17 protein-coding genes, 1 tRNA gene, 2 rRNA genes and 1 riboswitch (1 of these 21 cut by a window edge) are annotated in these 20000 nt (G+C 30.5%); all 20 genes read right to left on the reverse strand.

Going from position 1 to position 20000, the window contains the following annotated elements; all coding sequences use genetic code 11:
* Positions 1–100: 100 nt before the first annotated feature.
* Positions 101–859, reverse strand: a complete 759-nt coding sequence (locus ACFIJ5_RS17660; RefSeq protein ID WP_404660868.1) for a hypothetical protein — start codon at positions 857–859, stop codon at positions 101–103.
* A 16-nt stretch (positions 860–875) separates the two neighbouring features.
* Complete coding sequence (locus ACFIJ5_RS17665) at positions 876–1571, reverse strand: ABC transporter ATP-binding protein (RefSeq protein ID WP_379809405.1); 696 nt, start codon at positions 1569–1571, stop codon at positions 876–878.
* Positions 1572–1943, reverse strand: coding sequence for a GntR family transcriptional regulator (locus ACFIJ5_RS17670; protein WP_379809407.1), 372 nt, complete (start codon positions 1941–1943; stop codon positions 1572–1574).
* Positions 1944–2498: 555 nt separating this feature from the next.
* Complete coding sequence (hemL, locus tag ACFIJ5_RS17675) at positions 2499–3803, reverse strand: glutamate-1-semialdehyde 2,1-aminomutase (protein WP_379809409.1); 1305 nt, start codon at positions 3801–3803, stop codon at positions 2499–2501.
* Between the two features lie 99 nt (positions 3804–3902).
* Positions 3903–4871 carry a porphobilinogen synthase gene (gene hemB / locus ACFIJ5_RS17680; RefSeq protein ID WP_379809411.1) on the reverse strand — a complete coding sequence of 323 codons (969 nt, stop codon included), beginning with the start codon at positions 4869–4871 and terminating at the stop codon, positions 3903–3905.
* Positions 4858–6384: a uroporphyrinogen-III C-methyltransferase gene (cobA, locus tag ACFIJ5_RS17685; RefSeq protein WP_379809413.1), complete on the reverse strand. Its 1527-nt coding sequence runs from the start codon at positions 6382–6384 to the stop codon at positions 4858–4860. Before cobA ends, hemB begins: the two co-directional genes overlap by 14 nt.
* Positions 6385–6387: 3 nt before the next feature.
* Positions 6388–7287, reverse strand: a complete 900-nt coding sequence (gene hemC, locus ACFIJ5_RS17690) for a hydroxymethylbilane synthase (RefSeq protein WP_379809415.1) — start codon at positions 7285–7287, stop codon at positions 6388–6390.
* 5 nt (positions 7288–7292) lie between these two features.
* The gene (locus tag ACFIJ5_RS17695) at positions 7293–7907 is read right to left on the reverse strand and encodes a precorrin-2 dehydrogenase/sirohydrochlorin ferrochelatase family protein (protein ID WP_404660872.1); all 615 of its coding nucleotides are present in this window, start codon (positions 7905–7907) and stop codon (positions 7293–7295) included.
* 12 nt (positions 7908–7919) lie between these two features.
* A complete protein-coding gene (hemA, locus tag ACFIJ5_RS17700; RefSeq protein WP_379809419.1) occupies positions 7920–9155 on the reverse strand; it encodes a glutamyl-tRNA reductase in 1236 nt (411 codons plus the stop codon).
* The gene (locus tag ACFIJ5_RS17705) at positions 9124–9954 is read right to left on the reverse strand and encodes an energy-coupling factor ABC transporter ATP-binding protein (protein ID WP_379809421.1); all 831 of its coding nucleotides are present in this window, start codon (positions 9952–9954) and stop codon (positions 9124–9126) included. Before ACFIJ5_RS17705 ends, hemA begins: the two co-directional genes overlap by 32 nt.
* A gap of 16 nt (positions 9955–9970) precedes the next feature.
* Positions 9971–10651 (reverse strand): cobalt ECF transporter T component CbiQ, encoded by a 681-nt coding sequence (gene cbiQ / locus ACFIJ5_RS17710; protein ID WP_379809423.1) that lies wholly within the window; start codon positions 10649–10651, stop codon positions 9971–9973.
* Positions 10635–10928, reverse strand: coding sequence for an energy-coupling factor ABC transporter substrate-binding protein (locus ACFIJ5_RS17715; RefSeq protein ID WP_379809425.1), 294 nt, complete (start codon positions 10926–10928; stop codon positions 10635–10637). Before ACFIJ5_RS17715 ends, cbiQ begins: the two co-directional genes overlap by 17 nt.
* A complete protein-coding gene (locus ACFIJ5_RS17720; protein ID WP_379809427.1) occupies positions 10912–11646 on the reverse strand; it encodes an energy-coupling factor ABC transporter permease in 735 nt (244 codons plus the stop codon). Before ACFIJ5_RS17720 ends, ACFIJ5_RS17715 begins: the two co-directional genes overlap by 17 nt.
* A 203-nt stretch (positions 11647–11849) precedes the next feature.
* Positions 11850–12026, reverse strand: a riboswitch (cobalamin riboswitch).
* 270 nt (positions 12027–12296) lie between these two features.
* Positions 12297–13343, reverse strand: a complete 1047-nt coding sequence (locus ACFIJ5_RS17725; protein ID WP_379809429.1) for an ABC transporter substrate-binding protein — start codon at positions 13341–13343, stop codon at positions 12297–12299.
* Between the two features lie 25 nt (positions 13344–13368).
* Positions 13369–14217, reverse strand: coding sequence for a DUF3919 family protein (locus tag ACFIJ5_RS17730; RefSeq protein ID WP_379809431.1), 849 nt, complete (start codon positions 14215–14217; stop codon positions 13369–13371).
* A 73-nt stretch (positions 14218–14290) separates the two neighbouring features.
* Positions 14291–15730 carry a sensor histidine kinase gene (locus ACFIJ5_RS17735; RefSeq protein ID WP_379809433.1) on the reverse strand — a complete coding sequence of 480 codons (1440 nt, stop codon included), beginning with the start codon at positions 15728–15730 and terminating at the stop codon, positions 14291–14293.
* A gap of 13 nt (positions 15731–15743) precedes the next feature.
* The gene (locus ACFIJ5_RS17740) at positions 15744–16415 is read right to left on the reverse strand and encodes a response regulator transcription factor (protein WP_379809435.1); all 672 of its coding nucleotides are present in this window, start codon (positions 16413–16415) and stop codon (positions 15744–15746) included.
* A 368-nt stretch (positions 16416–16783) separates the two neighbouring features.
* A tRNA-Phe gene (locus tag ACFIJ5_RS17745) sits at positions 16784–16859 on the reverse strand.
* Positions 16860–17108: 249 nt separating this feature from the next.
* Positions 17109–17225 (reverse strand): 5S ribosomal RNA (gene rrf / locus ACFIJ5_RS17750).
* A 115-nt stretch (positions 17226–17340) separates the two neighbouring features.
* Positions 17341–20000 (reverse strand): 23S ribosomal RNA (locus tag ACFIJ5_RS17755); it runs 239 nt beyond the window's last position.

Here is a 20000-nt window from a genome sequence, read left to right on the forward strand (position 1 = left end):
TTATTCCACCATCCACCTTTAATAATTACAATATTTTAATTATTATTTTTTAAATCCATAACTACTTGTTTATAAATAAAATCAGTAGTTATGGTAGATTTTACTTTACATCCAACTTATTATCTAACATCCATGAAGTTGATATGAAAAATATTACAAATAATACAATTGAATAAATACTACTTGCTATATTAAAATTAACTGAAGTTTGACATACACTTGTAACTTTTGTACTAATATACAAATTAGGACATATAGCAAATTTAGGATAGCCTATTATTATTTCTTTAGGAAACCACTGTTGAAGTTTAGAATTAATAAATAATACTAATGCTATAACTATTACCCCTATAATAAAACACATAAATTTTTCTATTTTTATTTTTAAATTAGTTGTTCTAGATAGCGTAGTACAAAAATACCCAATTAATATCAGCAACATTACTATATACATATATTTAATTGCAGCTATAATAAAAAATGATACTGGAGGTTCTATTTTTACTTGAAATATATTAATAGTAATATAACTAAAAATTCCTGTAATCATTGCTACTATAGCAAGATAAACAATACTTGTTATAATTTTTGATCCTAGCATCTGCCACCCTTTTACTGGTAATGTAAAAATAAGATATGCTTTTTCTTCATATAAATCCTTATCAAAAGCATTACTGGTAAAAATTAAAACTGTCAAAAGCGCTGCAAAATCTACTAGCAGCATAAGTATTACAGACAATGCAGTCTTTTGTGGTTTATAAAGTGATAGTATCAATATATTTAAAAGTGACATTGTTATAAAAACTATTGAATACTTTTTAAAGTTACCTTTAAATTCATGCTTTATTAATTTTCCCATCAACATAATCACTTCCCTATTCAAATATTTCTCTAAATAATTCATCAATAGATTTTTCTTTTTCTAACCTTAATTCTTCCGCATTTCCTTGCAGTACAATTTCTCCATCTTTTATAAAAGCAACATCATCAAATACTCTTTCTATATCTCTTACTAAATGAGTTGTTATAATCATTGAACTATTTTCATTGTAATTATTTATAATTGCATCAAGTATCTTTTCTCTTGCAACAGGATCTACACCACCTAAAGGTTCATCTAGTATATAAAGTTTAGCATTTCTTGATAAAACAAGTGTAAGACTTAATTTTTCATACATCCCTTTAGAAAGTTCTTTTACTTTCATATTTCTATCTAACTTCATAAATTTCAAGAGTTCATTAGCTTTATCTTCATCAAAATCTTTATAAAAATCTTTAAAAAATTTTATAGCATCATCTATACTCATCCATTTATAAAGATAATTCTTATCTGGTAAATAAGATACTATGGATTTAGTATAAACACCTGGTACCTTGTCATCTATCAACATTTCACCCGAAGATTGTTTTAATAATCCTGCTGCTATTTTCATAAATGTTGTTTTTCCGCTTCCATTAGGACCTAATAAACCTACAATTTTACCTTGTTGTACAGCAAAATCTACTTCTCTTAATGCTGTTTTTGTAAAATATTTTTTAGTTAATTTGTTAGCTTGTAATACCACTGACATTTAGTTATCCCCCTTTTCAATTTTATGAACTACTATATTTTTTATATCTTCACTTTTGAATCCTAATTCATTCATTTCTTTGAAAAAATATTCTACTATGTTATTTGCCATTTCTTTTCTTAAACTTATTATTTTGTCTTCATCTTTTGTAACAAAAGTACCCATACCCCTTTGGGTAAAAGTAAGTTCCTGTCTTTCTAATTCTTGATAAGCTCTTTGAATAGTATTAGGATTAACTTTAAGTGATGTAGAAAGTCCTCTTACAGATGACAATTTATCTCCTCCTTTTAACTCTCCAGATACTATCTGTTTCTTTATAATATTTACTACCTGAGTATATATTGGAAGTTTATCATCAAATTTCACACTCATCTTTACCTCCATAAATTTAATTTATTTAGCATATACGCTAATTTATTATTATAGTTTATTAATAACTTATCTTAGTGTTAATGTATTAGTGTGCTATACGAATAATACACCCATACAGTAAAAAAGTAAATACTTTTTTACTAAATTTATAAATAAAAAATGAGAAGTTAATGCTAGGTAAACCAAATTCATTAACTTCTCATTTTTTATTTATCTTTAATTATATTAGTTGTTCACTCAACTTTCTCAGTAAAAACTACTGTCTAGCGAAGGGAAATGATATATTGCGTAAGAAACATTTGAACAAAGTTTACAAGTTCTTAGCTTTACGAATTTGAAAAAAGTTATTTTTTAATTACTGATTCCTACGGAATATTAATTAAAAAATCTTTTTTCAATATGAGTAAATCTTAGAACTTGTTACTGAAGTGAAAGGTTTCTGAGCAAGATATCATTTCCCGTAGCGGCTATTTTTTACCTGCGAAAGTTGAATTCATTATTAACTATTAATTCAACTTTCATAGCGACTGCCTTTCAAATACAAAAGCTACTCAATTATCTACCAAAAGCTTTTTTAAGTGATTCGTAATTAGCTTTTATTGTATATTCAATATCTTCATTTGTATGTGCTTTAGATAAAAATATTGCTTCAAATTGAGCTGGAGGAAGTAATATTCCTTTCTCTAGCATTTCTCTAAAATATACAGCATACTTTTCTGTATCACATTTCATTACATCTTCAAAATTCTCAAACTTTCCTTCTGCAAAAAACAAGCATACCATAGCTTTAAATCTAACAACAGTAGCCTTAACACCTAATTTTTTTATATTATCATTAAAACCTTTTTCAAGTTTTATAGCTTTTTGTTCTAATTCATCATATATGTTTGAATTATTTTTTAATATGCATAAGTTTTTATATCCCATATGCATAGCAAGTGGATTTCCTGATAAAGTTCCTGCTTGGTATACAGGACCTACTGGTGATACCATCTCCATTATTTCTCTCTTTCCACCATAAGCACCTACTGGAAGTCCTGCACCTATTATTTTACCTAAGCAAGTCATATCTGGTTCTATTCCATAAACTTCTTGTGCTCCTCCATAAGCTAATCTAAATCCAGTTATTACTTCATCAAATATAAGAACTGAATCATACTCTTTTGTTATGTCTCTTAATCCTTGTAAAAACTCCTTTTTACCAGGAACAACGCCCATATTTCCACCTACTGGCTCAACTATTACAGCAGCTATATCGCTTCCATATTTTTCAAATATATCTTTTACACTTTCTAAATCATTATATCTACAAACTAATGTATCTTTTACAGTATCTGCAGGAACTCCTGGACTAGTTGGTACACCAAAAGTTATTGTGCCTGAACCTGATTTAACTAAAAGTGCATCAGAGTGTCCATGATAACATCCCTCAAATTTTACTATCTTATTTCTTTTAGTATATCCTCTAGCTACTCTTAAAGCACTCATTGTAGCTTCTGTTCCTGAATTAACCATTCTAACCATATCAATAGAAGGATACGCCTCTACTATAAGTTTTGCCATCTTTACCTCTATTTCAGTAGGAACTCCAAAGCTTGTACCTTTAGCAACAACATCTTCAATTCCTTCTAAAAGTTCCTCATTACTGTGTCCAAGCATTAAAGGTCCCCATGAACATATATAATCTATATAATCATTTCCATCTACATCTTTAACTTTACTTCCCTTACCTTTTTCAACAAATATAGGATTTAATCCAACTGATCTAAACGCCCTAACAGGACTATTAACTCCACCAGGTATATACTTTTGAGCTTCTCTAAATAATTTTTCAGATTTATCATGATTTAATTTATCCATCTTATTTTCAATTCCTTTCTTATTTTAAACTTTCACAGCACAAAAATACTATATATCTTTTCCCGCAGCAACTGTTTTCAACTTCAAAAATTGAACTAATTATCTAAGTTGTTTTGCAATATCTTTAGCAAAATAAGTTATAATAAGATCTGCACCTGCTCTTTTTATAGAAACAAGTGACTCCATAATTGCAGATTCATTTAAAAGTCCGTTATCTACAGCCATCTTAAGCATTGAATATTCTCCACTTACGTTATAAGCAGCTATTGGCATATTAAATCTGTTTTTAACCTCTCTTATTACATCTAAGTAAGGAAGTGCAGGTTTAACCATAACTATATCTGCTCCTTCTTCAATATCTAATTCCACTTCTCTTATAGCTTCATCTATGTTAGCTGGATCCATCTGATATGATTTTCTATCCCCAAAAGATGGTGCAGAATCCGCCGCATCTCTAAATGGTCCATAAAATGCTGATGCATATTTTGCGCTATATGCCATTATAGGAACATTAGTATATCCTTCCTTATCTAATTGTTCTCTTATAAATCCAACTCTTCCATCCATCATATCTGAAGGTGCTACCATATCTGCTCCTGCTTTAGCATGGCTTACTGCTATTTTACCTAAATACTCAAGTGTTTCATCATTATTAACATATCCATCTTTTGTAAGAATACCACAATGACCATGAGATGTATATTCACACATACATATATCTGTTATAACATACATAGCTGGAAATTTATCTTTAATTTCTCTAACAGCTCTTTGAATTATTCCATTTTCATCATATGCATCACTACCACATTCATCTTTTTTACCTGGAATACCGAATAAAATAATTGATTTTATTCCTAAATCTAAAATCTCTTTTACTTCTTCCATTAATTTGTCTATAGAAAAATGATAATTATTTGGCATAGATTTTATTTCTTCCTTAATATTTTCCCCCTCAACTACAAACAAAGGATATATAAGATCATCCATGCTTAGTTTAGTCTCTCTCACAAGACTTCTTATTATTGAATTAGTTCTAAGTCTTCTAGGTCTTTTAATTATTTTCATTTATATTCCCCTCCACAATGTCATTTTTAAGTATATCAATTACACCATTGATTGTATATTTATAAGCCTCTTTATAAACTTTTAATCCAAAAGACTTAATAGTGTTTGATGTTATTGGCCCTATAGATACTAATTTAACCTTATTTAATTTTAGTAGATTTTCTTTGCCTAATATTTCTACTAAATTCTTTACTGTAGATGAACTTGTAAATGTAATATAATCTACTTTACCTTCATCTAAAAAATTAATTATATCTTCTTTATTTCCCTCACCTTTAACTGTATTATAAATTTTTATTTCTGTCACACTGCAAATCTTACTTAATTCATTTACTAAATATTTTCTAGCTTCACTAGCTCTCGGAATTAATATTTTATCTTCACTATTTACAACTTTTTTGAGCTCTTCAACTAAACTTTCTGCTACAAATCTTTCAGGAATTATATCTGCCCTAATACCATAGTTTTTAAGGGCTTTAGCAGTTCCATTTCCTATTGCTGCAATCTTTGATTTTCCTATTTTTCTTGCATCAAAACCTAACTCATACAACTTATTAAAAAATATATTAACTCCATTTTCACTAGTAAAAACTATATATGTATAATCCTGAAGTTTTTTTATTGATTGTTTTAGTTCAAGATTAGGAACTATTTCTTCTATTTTAATTGTAGGAAATTCTATAACATTAGCACCTAAAGTATTTAAACTTTCTATTAATTTACTGTTTTGAGCTCTAGATCTAGTAACAACAATATTCTTCCCAAATAAAATTTTATTTTCAAAGAAATTAAGTTTACTTCTTAATCTTACTACATCTCCTACAACTATTAAACTAGGCGGTTTTATTCCTTCTTTTAGCACTACTTGATGTATATTTTCTAAAGTTCCTGTTACCACCTTTTGTTCTGGTCTTGTAGCCCAATTTATTATGGCTACAGGGGTATCTTTTTTCTTACCTTCTTTTATTAAATTTTCACATATTCTATTTAAATTGGCCATTCCCATTAGAAATACTAATGTACCTTTTAATTTAGCTAAAGCTCTCCAATTTAACTCTTCACTACTATCTTTTAAGTGTCCAGTAATTACATGAAATGAAGAAGCATAATCTCTATGAGTTATAGGTATACCTGCATAACAAAGACCTCCTATAGCAGATGTTATACCTGGAACTACTTCAAATTTCACACCTTTTTCCAAAAGATATTCTCCTTCTTCTCCTCCTCTTCCAAAAACATAGGGATCTCCCCCTTTAAGTCTTACAACTTTTTTACCTTTCAAAGCTTGTTCCGCTATAATTTCATTTATTTCATCTTGAGTTTTAGTATGATTACTTGATTGTTTACCTACATATATAAATTTACAATCATCTTTAGCTTCATCTAAGAATCTGTTATTTGCTAATCTATCATATACAATAACATCTGCTTTTTTTATGCAATCTAATCCTTTTAAAGTTAATAAGTTATAATCTCCTGGACCTGCCCCAATTAAATATACTTTACCCTTCATATTCTACAACTCCTTAGAAATAATCTCTGCAAGTTCAAATCCAATTTTTCTTGCATCTTTAGCTTTTCCTGATAAAGATTTTCTTACTAAAGCCTGTCCATCTTCAGTTCCAAATAAAGCATCTAATTTTATTGATTCATCTTTTACACTACAAAGTGCACCTACAGGAATATGACAGCTTCCATCTATAGCTTCTAAAAAAGCTCTCTCTGCCTTTATCTGAATTTCCGTCTCTTTATGTTGTATATCCTTTAGCATTGCTTCTATTTCTTTATTATTTTCCCTTACTTCTATAGCTAAAGCACCTTGTGCTGGTGCTGGAAGTACTATATCTGTTGATAAATAATATATTTTATTTTTTATAGTTTCTTGTATATTTAATCTATTTATTCCTGCTGCAGCAAGTATTACTCCATCTAAATCTTGTTCTTTAATTTTTTTTATTCTAGTATCTATATTTCCTCGAATTGAAACAACATTTAAATCTGGTCTATATCTTAAAATTTGATATTTTCTTCTTTTACTTCCTGTACCTATTTTAGCTCCTTTAGGAAGATCCTTTAAACATGTATACCCTTCTTTTAACACTATAACATCTCTATATTCTTCCCGTTTTGGTATATGTGAAAACTTAAGTCCTTCTGGAACCTGTGCTGGCATATCTTTCATGCTGTGAACAGCCATATCAATATCGCCATCTAAAAGCTGTTGTTCTATTTCTTTTACAAATAATCCTTTGCCGCCTATTTTATCCAAAGAAATATGTTGTATTTTATCTCCCTTAGTTTTTATTATTTTTAATTCGAAATCCACATTTGGATTTTTGCTTTTTAGTTTACTTATAACCCAATTTGTTTGAGCAAGTGCGAGTTTACTTCCTCTTGATCCAACCACTACTCTCATAACCATTACTCCTTTTGATTATTTACTAATTCATAAAAATATTTTCTAAGTTCATCTAAATTTAAATTCACAATATAATTAAGGATTCTTTTCTTAATTACTTCATCTTTATATGTACCCACTATGATTTTTCTTGTTTTACCAAGTAAATTTACATACTCTTCATACTCATCTGTATATCTCTCTTCTAATTCTTTTCTTATCTTCGAACTTAAAGATGGACTTTTACCTGTTGTAGACACAGCTATAACTAAGTCACCTCTTTGTATAGTGGAAGGTACTATAAAATCAGAACTATCTATACTATTAACAGTATTACAAAGGATTTTATTTTTTCTACACTCTCTTGCAATTTCTTCATTCACTTTTTTAGAAGAAGTTGCGGCTATAACTAAAAATGAATGTAAGATATACATTTTATTGTACTCATCATTAATTATCTCTAATCTATTATTATACTTTTCCTTTAAAGCATTAAATTGGCTTTCTATTGATATACCTACTACTTTTACATTTGCTCCAAATTCTAAAAGCTTTTTTGTTTTTCGAAAAGCTATTTTACCAGCTCCTATAATAGTTATATCTTTATTTTTTATATTTATCATTAGTGGATAATACATTGTTTCACTTCCTTAGAAATCAAATAATTGATTAACTACTTCAATATAATTTTCCATATCTTCTTTTTCTTTTATTTCTTTTAAATTTCTAATTGGTTCTCTTATAACCCTTCTTAAAGCTGATCCTAACATTTTTTCTATTATCTTTTTTTCTCTAGAGTTTAATTGTAATTTTCTATTTATATAATCTAATGTATCATCTTGTATATCTTTACATTTCTCATTTAAAGATTTTATAACTGGATCAACTTTTATTTGCTTCATCCAATTAATATATTCTTCAACATCTTGCTCTATCACCTTAGTAGCCTTTTCACAAAGCTCAATCCTCTTATTCATATTTTCTTCTGATATTTTCTTTAAGTCATCTATATCATATAATGTAATATTTTCAAAATTTCCTACAGTCTTTTCAACATCCCTAGGAACTGCTAAATCCATTATGTAAAGTTTTTTATTTAATTTACTCATTTGATCTGATGTAATTATAGTATGAGGTGCAGATGTTGCTGTAATTAAGATATCTACTTTTTTAAGAACTTCATATCTATCTTCATATTTTACTGTTTTTACTTTAGGAAATTCAAAACATACTTTTTTAAGCTTTCCATGGGTTCTATTTGTAATATATATATCTTCTAGTTCTTCTTCTGCTAAATATCTTAAACTTAAAGTGCTTATTTTGCCGGCTCCTATTATAAAAGCTTTTTTGCCCTTTAATGTCCCTAGTCTTTCTCTTAAAAATTTTATTCCTATATAACTTGTAGAAAGAGGTATTTCAGATATTTTTAATTCACTCTTTATAGCTTTTGCAGCTGTAACAGCCTCTCTAAGTAATTTATTTAATATTTTTTTACTTGCTCCTAATTCCATGGAGAACTGTAATGCATCTTTAACTTGTCCTAATATTTGGTCTTCCCCCAAAACAACAGAATCTATACCTGCAGCTACAACGTATATATGACTTACTGCTTCTTTTCCATATTTAATAAACAAATACTCATCCATATTATCTAATTTAAAAAATTCTTTGTAAAAATTCTTAACTATATTTATGTCATCATTTACACAATTACTCGCAATATAAATTTCACTTCTATTGCATGTGGACAATATACAAACTTCTCTTATTCCCCTATCTAATAAATAATTTACAGCTTCTATCTTTTTTGACTCAGTAAATGAAACTTTTTCTCTTATTTGTATAGGGGTTTTATTATGATTTACTCCTACTACTAATATGTTCATAATTTTCCCTCCAGTAGTCATACAAACACTTTTCATCTTTAAATAAAGGTATTTGTAAATTCTTATGTAATTTTACAAGCCATGGCTCATTAAGACCCGCTTCTTTTAAAATATTTTCTTTTGTAAAAATCTCCTCTACTTTTCCCTCTCCTATAATTCTTCCCTTATTTAAAACATATACATAATCACACATTTCATATATCAAATTCATGTTATGACTAGATATAACTATTTTTTTGTTTTCTCTACTCAACGTATTTATAATATCTATTACTGATTCTGTCATGACAGGATCAAGACCTGCAGTAGGTTCATCAAAAAGTATTATATCACTTTTCATGGCTAAAACTCCTGCTATAGCAACTCTTTTTTTCTGACCATAACTTAAAAAATGAACTGGCTTATTTCTAAATTCATATGCTCCTGTTTTTTTTAATGCCATATATACCCTTTGTCTTACTATTTCTTCACTATATCCTAAATTTCTAAGTGCAAAAGCTACATCATCATATACATTAGAATAAAATATTTGTTTATCAGGATCTTGAAAAACAATTCCAATATTTTGCCTAAACTTTCTTAAAAATTTTTTATTGTATTTTAAGCCTTCATTATTAAAAATAACCTTACCTTGTTTAGGTTGTAAAATTCCAACCATATTTAAAAAAAGAGTTGATTTACCCGAACCATTAGAACCTATAACTCCTATTTTATTCCCTTTATGTAAATCAATATTTATATTTTCTAATGCTACTGTTCCATCCTCGTAAATATATTTTAAATCTTCAATTTTTAGCATAATATCACCTACTTATTTAAATGTGAAACTCTCCATCATAAAGTTTACTATCTAAGGATATAACCATATCTTCATACTTAATCATAATTCTAATAAACAAACATTTTACAAGAAGAGATAACGATTTATATCCCGTTTTTACATTAATATATCCAAATCTTAATTCTTGTGCGGTATGTATTTCTTTTGATTCTTCCAGAAAAATAAATATAAACCTATAAATTAATACTACTAGTTCAATAAATGATTTAGGTATTTTTAACTTCTTAAAAACCATGATTAACTGATTTATAGGAATAGTAAATGCAATAAAATAGGTACACGTTATACAAGATATCGCTCTTAACATAAGTAGTTTACATGTATTGATAGATTGCTGGGTTATCACTATATAACTCCCCATAATATTAGTGCAATAAATAAATACATTTTTGTCTTTAGAAATGGATATTAGAATTGTAATCATGCTGATTACTAAAAAGAAACCTGGTATTGCAAGCATTTTTAAATATTGCTTATAGGGTATCTTAGCAATTCCTACTGTTATAAACACCATTAATATTATAATAAAAAAATATGTAACTATAGGGACTTTTAACAATGATATGACAAGCATACCCATGGCAAATAAAAACTTTACCATGGGATTAAAATTTCTTAACTTATTATTATATGCATATTTATCTGTTAGAATCACTTTTTCTCTTTCCCTTCATATAACCTAAAGTATAACCTACTACTATTGCTCCTATAGCAACCTGTACAGAAAATAATAAGCTTTCAACCTCACCACTTGGTGGTTGCCATATACTTTTAAACCAAGGTTTGTACTGTGGATTTATTTGTGTTATAACAGTTTCAGCTTGATCATCCGAGCCTCCAAATTCAGCTCCTTTTTTTACTATTAAAGGTGTAACTATAAGTATTATTGTTATTAGAAGCAAGATTATATTTTTCTTAGTGGATGTTTTCATCTGATAACACCCCCTCTTTCTTATATTCTGATAATAAATTATAAATTATAGTTGTCAATAATCCTTCAGCAATAGCTAATGGAATCTGAGTTAATGCAAAAATACTTAAAAATTTCGTTGCAGATGCCATCATTCCTCCTATAGGATCTGGGAAAGCAATCGCCAATTGAAATGATGTCACTGTATATGTAGCTAAATCTCCTAATGCAGCAGCTAAAAATACACATGTTGATATTTTTACTTTTTTCTTTTTTAAAAATCTAAATATGAAATATGATACCAATGGTCCTGCTACAGCCATAGAAAATGTGTTTGCACCAAGAGTAGTAATTCCACCATGAGCAAGAAGTAATGCTTGAAATATCAAAACTATAATTCCTAAAACAGTCATAATTGTAGGTCCAAATATAATTGCGCCTAATCCTACTCCTGTTGGATGTGAACAACTTCCTGTAACTGATGGGATTTTTAAAGCTGATAGTACAAATACAAAACCACCTGCAAGTCCAATTAAAATCTTTTTCTTTGGTTGTTCTTTAAATACCTTACTTAAGTTGATCATTCCCTTAATTACAAAAGGTATAGAAACCGCAAACCAAAAAATACACCATTTTGCTGGAAGAAACCCTTCCATTATGTGCATAGCTTGTACAGTACTAGGAGTTAACATTAATATTAATGCTACTAAAAATATCTTTAGTTTTTTGTTATTTGTCATTTTCCTCAATTCTCCCTTCTATTAAAAACTTATATTTTTCTATACACATTTCTTAATGAAATTATATAAAATTTCATAAAATAAAATCCCTAACCTTCCAAGGTTAGGGATTTTTTATCACTTATGTATCATTATGAATATATTTACATATACGTTTTATATAATGATGTTATCTTCATAAGTAATTTCTTCCCTCCGAAGATTACTTTTAATAAATTTAGGTAGGTTTCCTGGCTTGAGATCATCCTACTAGTTGACCTTCCCATAACATAAATTACAGTGGTTAATTCAACATTTGTCTCTCTCACAGTAGCGGGGGCTGCATCGGCTTTTTACCGTTTTCCCTTTTAATTATAAGACCCTAAATTCTACAATATTCTTTTTTCACATTCAACAATACCACAAACTATATAAACATTCAACAACATTAAAGAAAAGCATTACATTAAATATTTCTATTTTTTTTCATTCTATGATATAATTGTATATAATCTCATATTTACTAGTTTTTTCATTAAATACAAAAAAGAAGTTGATATCTTATATTTTATCAACTTCTTTTTTACAATAGTTTATTATTTAGTTGAAGTTTGCCTCAAAAAAATATCATTTATAGGAATTTAGATTTATATGTTGCAAAAGTTGAGTTATTAATTTGCACTTTCCCAGAGATTTAAAACTTTTTCCTTATTTACTGCTGCTTTTTCAAAATCATAATTTCTATATATTTTAGAATGTACTATTTTTAACATTTTCTCATCTTTATCTGCATCTTTTCTAACTGATATTCCCATAGACATATTTTTTAATATATTTCCTGCTTCTTTTGAAAGACAAAAATCTATAAATAAATTTCCTATTGTTCCATTAGGACCATTTTTTATTTTTGATATAGAATCAATTGTCCATCCTGCATCTTTAGGTACATTGCAAATTAAATTAAATCCAGATTTTTTCATCATAAGCTGATCTCCAAAAAAATTTATACCTATAAGGTACTCTCCTGTACCAACTTTTTGACATGGAGTATATCCATTCATAGTAAACTGTCCCACATTATACTTTAATTTTTTGAAATATGTTTTTGCTTTTTCTTCTCCCATATTCTGTACTAAAGATGTTATAAACGTATATGCTGTTCCTGAAGTATATGGGTCGGGCATAACAATTTCACCTTTATACACTGGATTTAATAAATCTTCAAATGTTTTTGGCACCTCTAAACCCATTGAAGAAAATTCTTTATCCCATCTGTCTTTATTTACTACAATAGATATTGGCTCTAATTCTATGCCTGTCCAATAACCATCTTCATCCTTATAGTCATCATAAACATTAACAGAATTATTAGACTCGTATTTTTCAGAAAGATATTCTTTTTTCATATTAATGTGAGCATCACAAGTTCCACCAATAAATATATCTGCTTTTGGACATTTTTTTTCTAATCTCACACGTCTCAATGCCTCTTCTGTCGGCATTCTCATATATTCATATGTACACCCTGTTTTTTCTTTAAATATCTCTAATAATCGTTTGCCTACTTCCTCTCTAGAAGCTACATACACAACTAAGTGTTTCCCTATTAAATCTGGATAACCATTTTTTTTATATATAATTTTTTCTTTGCTACTGCTACATCCACTGCAAATTATTATAATAACTAAAATACATGTTATATATTTTTTAAATTTCATCATTACCTCCATAGAAAGTTACCTTCTAGTTAAAATGTTCAGAATATGTTTTAATTAATTCATTGCAAACTGGGCTTAAATCACCTTTCATGTATATATGCCGTCCATTTTCATCTCCTAAATATTGAACAACAAAGAAACCGTCATATACATCTATATTTATAACATTATAACTTTTAACTTTTATGTAATTATCATTTTCCATATCCATATAAACCTTAATATATGCAGATAAATTATTTTGACTTCTAGTTAACTTTAATATTGATTTGTCATCTTCAATTTTTTCGGCCTTACTTATTATTTGCTTTATTCTTTCCTTATCAAAATTACCTAATTTCCTTTTTACATTTTCATTTTTAACTAATATTACTTTATTCCTATTATTTATAAAATTAGATAAATTATTTGGGGAATACAAATAGTTTAATAAATGACTTCTCAGATTGTTTATCATTGGAAAATTATATCTATCACCATAAATATGATCATTTATTTTTAAAACATCACTAACCTCAAATTCATCTTTCATTCCATTCAAATAGTATACAGTTCCATTTATACTGACCGGTGAATCATAACTAGCTTTATGCCTACCCTTATTAGATGCATCCTTAGTTATTTGTTGAATATAAGACCATACATTATTTATAGAATTCTGATCTTCTAAAATACAATTTCCCCATTTCCTATTATAAAATTTAATTTTAATAGGAATAGACATATTTGCTTTCTTTATTACCTCTTTTTTATCATCTATTATTATAACCTTATCAAATAATTTATTTTGATTTACCCATGTTATAATAATAGCTGTTAATATAACTACTATATAAACCAAAATGATTTTCATTTTGGTATTAATCCTTTTCACTTTTGTCTCCTCCTATATAACACAATAACTTTTACATAAAATATATAAAAAAATATTTGCTAAACATACTGTCTTAGTCATTTATATTTTTATTAAATCCAACCTTTATACATGTCCATTTTTTATGTTCACTTGTCATTTTTATGAATCCACCTTGTTTCTCAATAATTTCCTTGCATATTGAAAGTCCTAACCCATTTCCATTCTTATTTCTTGAAGCTAACTTACTTACCCTATACATAGGTTGAAATATCTTTTCTATATCTGCTGTTAAAATTCCAATTCCATTGTCACATATATTCAAAATAATATACTTACTATTTTCTGTTAAGCTAATTTTAATATTATCACAATCACTGTATTTTATAGCATTATCTAATATATTCAAAATAACCTGCTTAGTCTTGTCCTTATCTATAAATACTTCTCTATTGCAAACTTCTTCTTTTATTATTATTCCAAATTTATTCAACCTAGGTTTTATCATATGAATAGATTCTTCAACTACATCTTTAATGTTATTTAACTCTTTTTTTATTTGGAATTCATTTTTCCCTAATTTAGACAACTCCAAGAGTTCTTCTACTAATTTCAATAGTCTTTGTCCTTCTGTTTCTATATAATATAAACTTTCTTTAATATCATTTTCATTTTTAAGTCTAGGTATAAGTTCAGAATATCCAATTATAGCTGTAAGTGGAGTTTTAAATTCATGAGTAACATTGTCTAAAAAGTTTTTCTGCTTTTGTTTTTCATCTTTTAACTTTTCAATATTCTTTTCTATACTTTTAGACATTATATTAAATGTTTGAGCTAATTCTTCAATCTCATCTCCACTATTAATTTGTATTTCACTATGATATGAACCTAATGCTAATTTTTCAGACATATATCTCAATTTTTTAATAGGACTTACTATACTGCCAGAAAAAATATTACTTAATATCCAAGCTAATCCTATTCCTAACACAGTTAATATTCCCATCATTACAAAGACATTATTTATTAATTTTTTCTCTTTTATTAATGGATATATATATCTTACACATCCTACAGTTTTATTATTGAAATAAATAGGACTTGAAAACATTACACATATATTTCCATCAATTTTTCTAATAATATATGCCTTATTACCCTTAGCTGCATTAACAATATCCTTATCATATAGTTGACTTTTTCCTACTAAAGAATCTCCTAGAATATTTAAATCCTCATCATACATTTGAATTCTAAGACTAAGTTTATTAGATAAATATGACGTCATAAGTGGACTACTATTTTTCATTACTAATTTATAATCTAATTTTTTATTGTTCTTTAGATAATTAATAATATATAGTTGAGTAGTATAGCTTTCCTTGCTGAGAAAGTTTATAGAATTATTAATCACAGTATTATATAAATTACTAATTGTAATCAAATATATGAGTATAATAATAGGAATTAATATTCCCATATTCATAAACATTATTTTTGTTTTTAATCTAAATTTTTTTTTCATTTTTAACATATGCTATCCTCTTCTATAACTCTAATTTATACCCTACTCCATATACAGTTTTTATAACCTCACTATATGGATAAATTTTTTTCCTTAACCTCTGAATTAATATGTCTACAGCTCTAGTATTACCTTCAAAATCATATCCCCAAACTTTATTGAGTAATTGTTCTCTAGTAAAAACCTTATTGCTATTTTCAATCATTAAAAGTATACTATCAAATTCTTTATATGTTAAACTTATTTCTTTTTCATTAATAAACACTCTTCGTTCATCCTTAAAAACTTTTAAAATACCTTTTTCAATAATATTGCAGTTTGATTTTTCCTTTTTATTAATTCTTTTAAGTATAGCTTTAATTCTTAGTATAAGTTCTGTACTATTAAATGGTTTTGTTATATAATCATCAGCTCCTAATTGCAGCCCTAACAACCTATCATTGATTTGACTTTTAGCTGTTAACATTATTATTGGTATATCATTATTTATTTTTTGCATTTTTTGTATCACATCATGTCCGCTAATATCTGGAAGCATAACATCTAAAATAACTAAATCAGGCTTTTGTTTTTTGAATTTTTCTATTCCTTCCATTCCCATCAAGCTAGTTAACACATTAAATCCTTCTAATTGTAAATTCATTTTTATCAAATTTATAATACTGATTTCATCATCTATAACTAAAATATTCATATTTAACCCCCTAAAACTACAAAATTATACATTTTTCTACTATATAGTATATCAAAAACCAAAGAAAATTTCATAAAAAATAATAATAAAAGCATATATTGTTAAAAACACATTTGACTGCTGTAAAAACTTCTAAAATTTGTTCAAATGCCTTTTCACAATATACGCTTTATTAAATCATTAAAATTAAGATTCATTAAACCATAGCTTTGCTGCCGATTTTCTTCAAATTCCACCTCATGGTGGATACACTTGTCTTAAGCTAATAGTTGAAGTTATTATCCCCATATCGGACTTTCATCCATTAGCACGCGCCCATATTGAACTCACATAAACAAAAAAAGTTCTAGAATACTCTAGAACTTTTTTGGTGGCTGGACCAGGAATCGAACCAGGGACACGAGGATTTTCAGTCCTCTGCTCTACCGACTGAGCTATCCAGCCATATATACTTTTTGTCGAACACAATAATTATTATATCACAAATTATATATATGTCAATACTTTTTAAATTTTTTTTAAGTTATATTCACAATCTTAATTTTTTATTGAAACCAAAATACTTACAGATTTTAAGGTATTTCAAATCGTTTTAGATATTTTATATACTGAATTTATAATTTTAATTAAATCATAATTTTATATATACATATAAAAAAGTTCTATGTTTTTTCAACATAGAACTTTCAACTTACCTGGCGACGACCTACTCTTCCACAGGGCTTCCCCTGCAGTACCATCAGCGCTTCAAAGCTTAACCGTCCTGTTCGGAATGGGAAGGGGTGTTACCTTTGAGCCATAATCACCAGATTTTCCTCATCAAATGAGTACGTTATGTATTATAACCTTTTTTCTTCATTTTGTCAATACTTTTTTGAAAGATTTTTTATTTATTATTCTTTCAAAATTGCACAGTGTTAATTATTTGGTCAAGCCCTCGACTTATTAGTATCAGTCAGCTTAACATGTTACCACGCTTACACCTCTGACCTATCAACCTGGTAGTCTTCCAGGAGTCTTACTAGCTTACGCTATGGGAAATCTAATCTTGAGGTGGGCTTCACGCTTAGATGCTTTCAGCGTTTATCCCGTCCCAACATAGCTACCCAGCTATGCCATTGGCATGACAACTGGTGCACCAGAGGTTGGTCCATCCCGGTCCTCTCGTACTAAGGACAGCTCCTCTCAAATTTCCTACGCCCGCGACGGAAAGGGACCGAACTGTCTCACGACGTTCTGAACCCAGCTCGCGTGCCACTTTAATGGGCGAACAGCCCAACCCTTGGGACCGACTTCAGCCCCAGGATGTGACGAGCCGACATCGAGGTGCCAAACCTCCCCGTCGATGTGGACTCTTGGGGGAGATCAGCCTGTTATCCCCGAGGTAGCTTTTATCCGTTGAGCGATGGCCCTCCCACGAGGAACCACCGGATCACTAAGCCCGACTTTCGTCCCTGCTCCACTTGTATGTGTCGCAGTCAAGCTCCCTTATGCCTTTGCACTCTGCGCGCAATTTCCAACTGCGCTGAGGGAACCTTTGGGCGCCTCCGTTACATTTTAGGAGGCGACCGCCCCAGTCAAACTGCCCACCTAACAATGTCCCGTGACCAGATACATGGCCTCCGGTTAGAATTTCAATACTGTCAGGGTGGTATCCCAAGGACGACTCCATAGAAGCTGACGCCCCTATTTCTAAGTCTCCCACCTATCCTGTACAGACAATACCGAAATTCAATGCTAAGCTACAGTAAAGCTCTACGGGGTCTTTCCGTCCAATCGCGGGTAGAGGGCATCTTCACCCCCACTACAATTTCACCGGATTTGTTGTCGAGACAGTGCTCAAATCATTACGCCATTCGTGCGGGTCGGAACTTACCCGACAAGGAATTTCGCTACCTTAGGACCGTTATAGTTACGGCCGCCGTTTACTGGGGCTTAAGTTCAAGGCTTCGCTTACGCTAACCAATCCCCTTAACCTTCCAGCACCGGGCAGGCGTCAGCCCCTATACATCAGCTTTCGCTTTAGCAGAGACCTGTGTTTTTGCTAAACAGTTGCTTGAGCCTATTCACTGCGGCCTGCTCTCGCAGGCACCCCTTCTCCCTAAGTTACGGGGTTAATTTGCCGAGTTCCTTGACAACAATTCTTCCGCTGGCCTTAGGATTCTCTCCTCATCTACCTGTGTCGGTTTGCGGTACGGGCACCATCTTCCTCGATAGAGGCTTTTCTTGGCAGTGTGGAATCAGATACTTCGCTACTAAAATTTCGCTCCCCATAACACCTCAAGCTTAAGATTGAACGGATTTGCCTGTTCAATCACTCTAAGTGCTTAGACGCACATCCAACAGTGCGCACATCTTATCCTTCTGCGTCACCCCATTTCTCAAACGGAAAATGGCGGTATCGGAATATCAACCGATTGTCCATCACCTACGCCTTTCGGCCTCGGCTTAGGTCCCGACTAACCCTGAGCGGACGAGCCTTCCTCAGGAAACCTTAGATTTTCGGCCAACAGGATTCTCACCTGTTTGTCGCTACTTATGCCAGCATTCTCACTCCTATATCGTCCACCGCTCCTTACGGTACGACTTCAGCCAATATAGGAAGCTCCTCTACCGCTCTTTCGAGCCCATAGCTTCGGTGGTAAGTTTGAGCCCCGGACATTTTCGGCGCAGGATCTCTTGACTAGTGAGCTATTACGCACTCTTTGAATGAGTGGCTGCTTCTGAGCCAACATCCTAGTTGTCTTAGAAATCCCACATCCTTTACCACTTAACTTACACTTTGGGACCTTAGCTGATGATCTGGGCTGTTTCCCTTTTGACCACGGATCTTATCATTCGCAGTCTGACTGCCAGGATACAAGTAGATGGCATTCGGAGTTTGATAAGGTTCAGTAACCACTATGGCCCCTAGCCTATTCAGTGCTCTACCTCCATTACTCAATTACCTGACGCTAGCCCTAAAGCTATTTCGAGGAGAACCAGCTATCTCCGAGTTCGATTGGAATTTCTCCGCTATCCACAGCTCATCCCATGGTTTTTCAACACCAACGGGTTCGGTCCTCCACGGAATTTTACTTCCGCTTCAACCTGGCCATGGATAGGTCACTCGGTTTCGGGTCTACAGCATGCAACTAAACGCCCTATTCAGACTCGGTTTCCCTGCGGCTCCACACCTTAGGTGCTTAACCTCGCTACATACCGTAACTCGCTGGCTCGTTCTACAAAAAGCACGCCGTCACACATATAAAGTGCTTCGACAGATTGTAGGCACACGGTTTCAGGTTCTATTTCACTCCCCTCCCGGGGTTCTTTTCACCTTTCCCTCACGGTACTTCTTCACTATCGGTCACTAGGTAGTATTTAGCCTTGGGAGGTGGTCCTCCCAGCTTCCCACAAGGTTTCACGTGTCTCGTGGTACTCTGGAGTAGATCTAATTTATATTTCTTTTACTTACAGGACTGTTACCTTCTGTGGTGGAGCTTTCCAGCTCTCTTCAATTAGAAAATCTAAACCGTTATGATCTATCCACAACCCCTAAATCCGAAGACTTAGGTTTGGGCTCTTTCCCGTTCGCTCGCCGCT

This window comes from Haloimpatiens myeolchijeotgali (assembly GCF_042688525.2).
Lineage (GTDB): Bacteria > Bacillota > Clostridia > Clostridiales > Clostridiaceae > Haloimpatiens.

What these genes read in the sequence shown, in the direction of transcription:
- ACFIJ5_RS17660 (WP_404660868.1), bottom strand. Translation starts at nt 859, where the DNA reads ATGGGAAAATTAATAAAGCATGAATTTAAAGGTAACTTTAAAAAGTAT.
- ACFIJ5_RS17740 (WP_379809435.1), bottom strand. Translation starts at nt 16,415, where the DNA reads ATGAATATTTTAGTTATAGATGATGAAATCAGTATTATAAATTTGATA.
- ACFIJ5_RS17720 (WP_379809427.1), bottom strand. Translation starts at nt 11,646, where the DNA reads ATGACAAATAACAAAAAACTAAAGATATTTTTAGTAGCATTAATATTA.
- ACFIJ5_RS17705 (WP_379809421.1), bottom strand. Translation starts at nt 9,954, where the DNA reads ATGCTAAAAATTGAAGATTTAAAATATATTTACGAGGATGGAACAGTA.
- ACFIJ5_RS17725 (WP_379809429.1), bottom strand. Translation starts at nt 13,343, where the DNA reads ATGAAATTTAAAAAATATATAACATGTATTTTAGTTATTATAATAATT.
- hemB (WP_379809411.1), bottom strand. Translation starts at nt 4,871, where the DNA reads ATGAAAATAATTAAAAGACCTAGAAGACTTAGAACTAATTCAATAATA.
- cobA (WP_379809413.1), bottom strand. Translation starts at nt 6,384, where the DNA reads ATGAAGGGTAAAGTATATTTAATTGGGGCAGGTCCAGGAGATTATAAC.
- hemL (WP_379809409.1), bottom strand. Translation starts at nt 3,803, where the DNA reads ATGGATAAATTAAATCATGATAAATCTGAAAAATTATTTAGAGAAGCT.
- hemC (WP_379809415.1), bottom strand. Translation starts at nt 7,287, where the DNA reads ATGAGAGTAGTGGTTGGATCAAGAGGAAGTAAACTCGCACTTGCTCAA.
- ACFIJ5_RS17670 (WP_379809407.1), bottom strand. Translation starts at nt 1,943, where the DNA reads ATGAGTGTGAAATTTGATGATAAACTTCCAATATATACTCAGGTAGTA.
- hemA (WP_379809419.1), bottom strand. Translation starts at nt 9,155, where the DNA reads ATGAACATATTAGTAGTAGGAGTAAATCATAATAAAACCCCTATACAA.
- ACFIJ5_RS17695 (WP_404660872.1), bottom strand. Translation starts at nt 7,907, where the DNA reads ATGTATTATCCACTAATGATAAATATAAAAAATAAAGATATAACTATT.
- ACFIJ5_RS17735 (WP_379809433.1), bottom strand. Translation starts at nt 15,730, where the DNA reads ATGTTAAAAATGAAAAAAAAATTTAGATTAAAAACAAAAATAATGTTT.
- ACFIJ5_RS17665 (WP_379809405.1), bottom strand. Translation starts at nt 1,571, where the DNA reads ATGTCAGTGGTATTACAAGCTAACAAATTAACTAAAAAATATTTTACA.
- ACFIJ5_RS17715 (WP_379809425.1), bottom strand. Translation starts at nt 10,928, where the DNA reads ATGAAAACATCCACTAAGAAAAATATAATCTTGCTTCTAATAACAATA.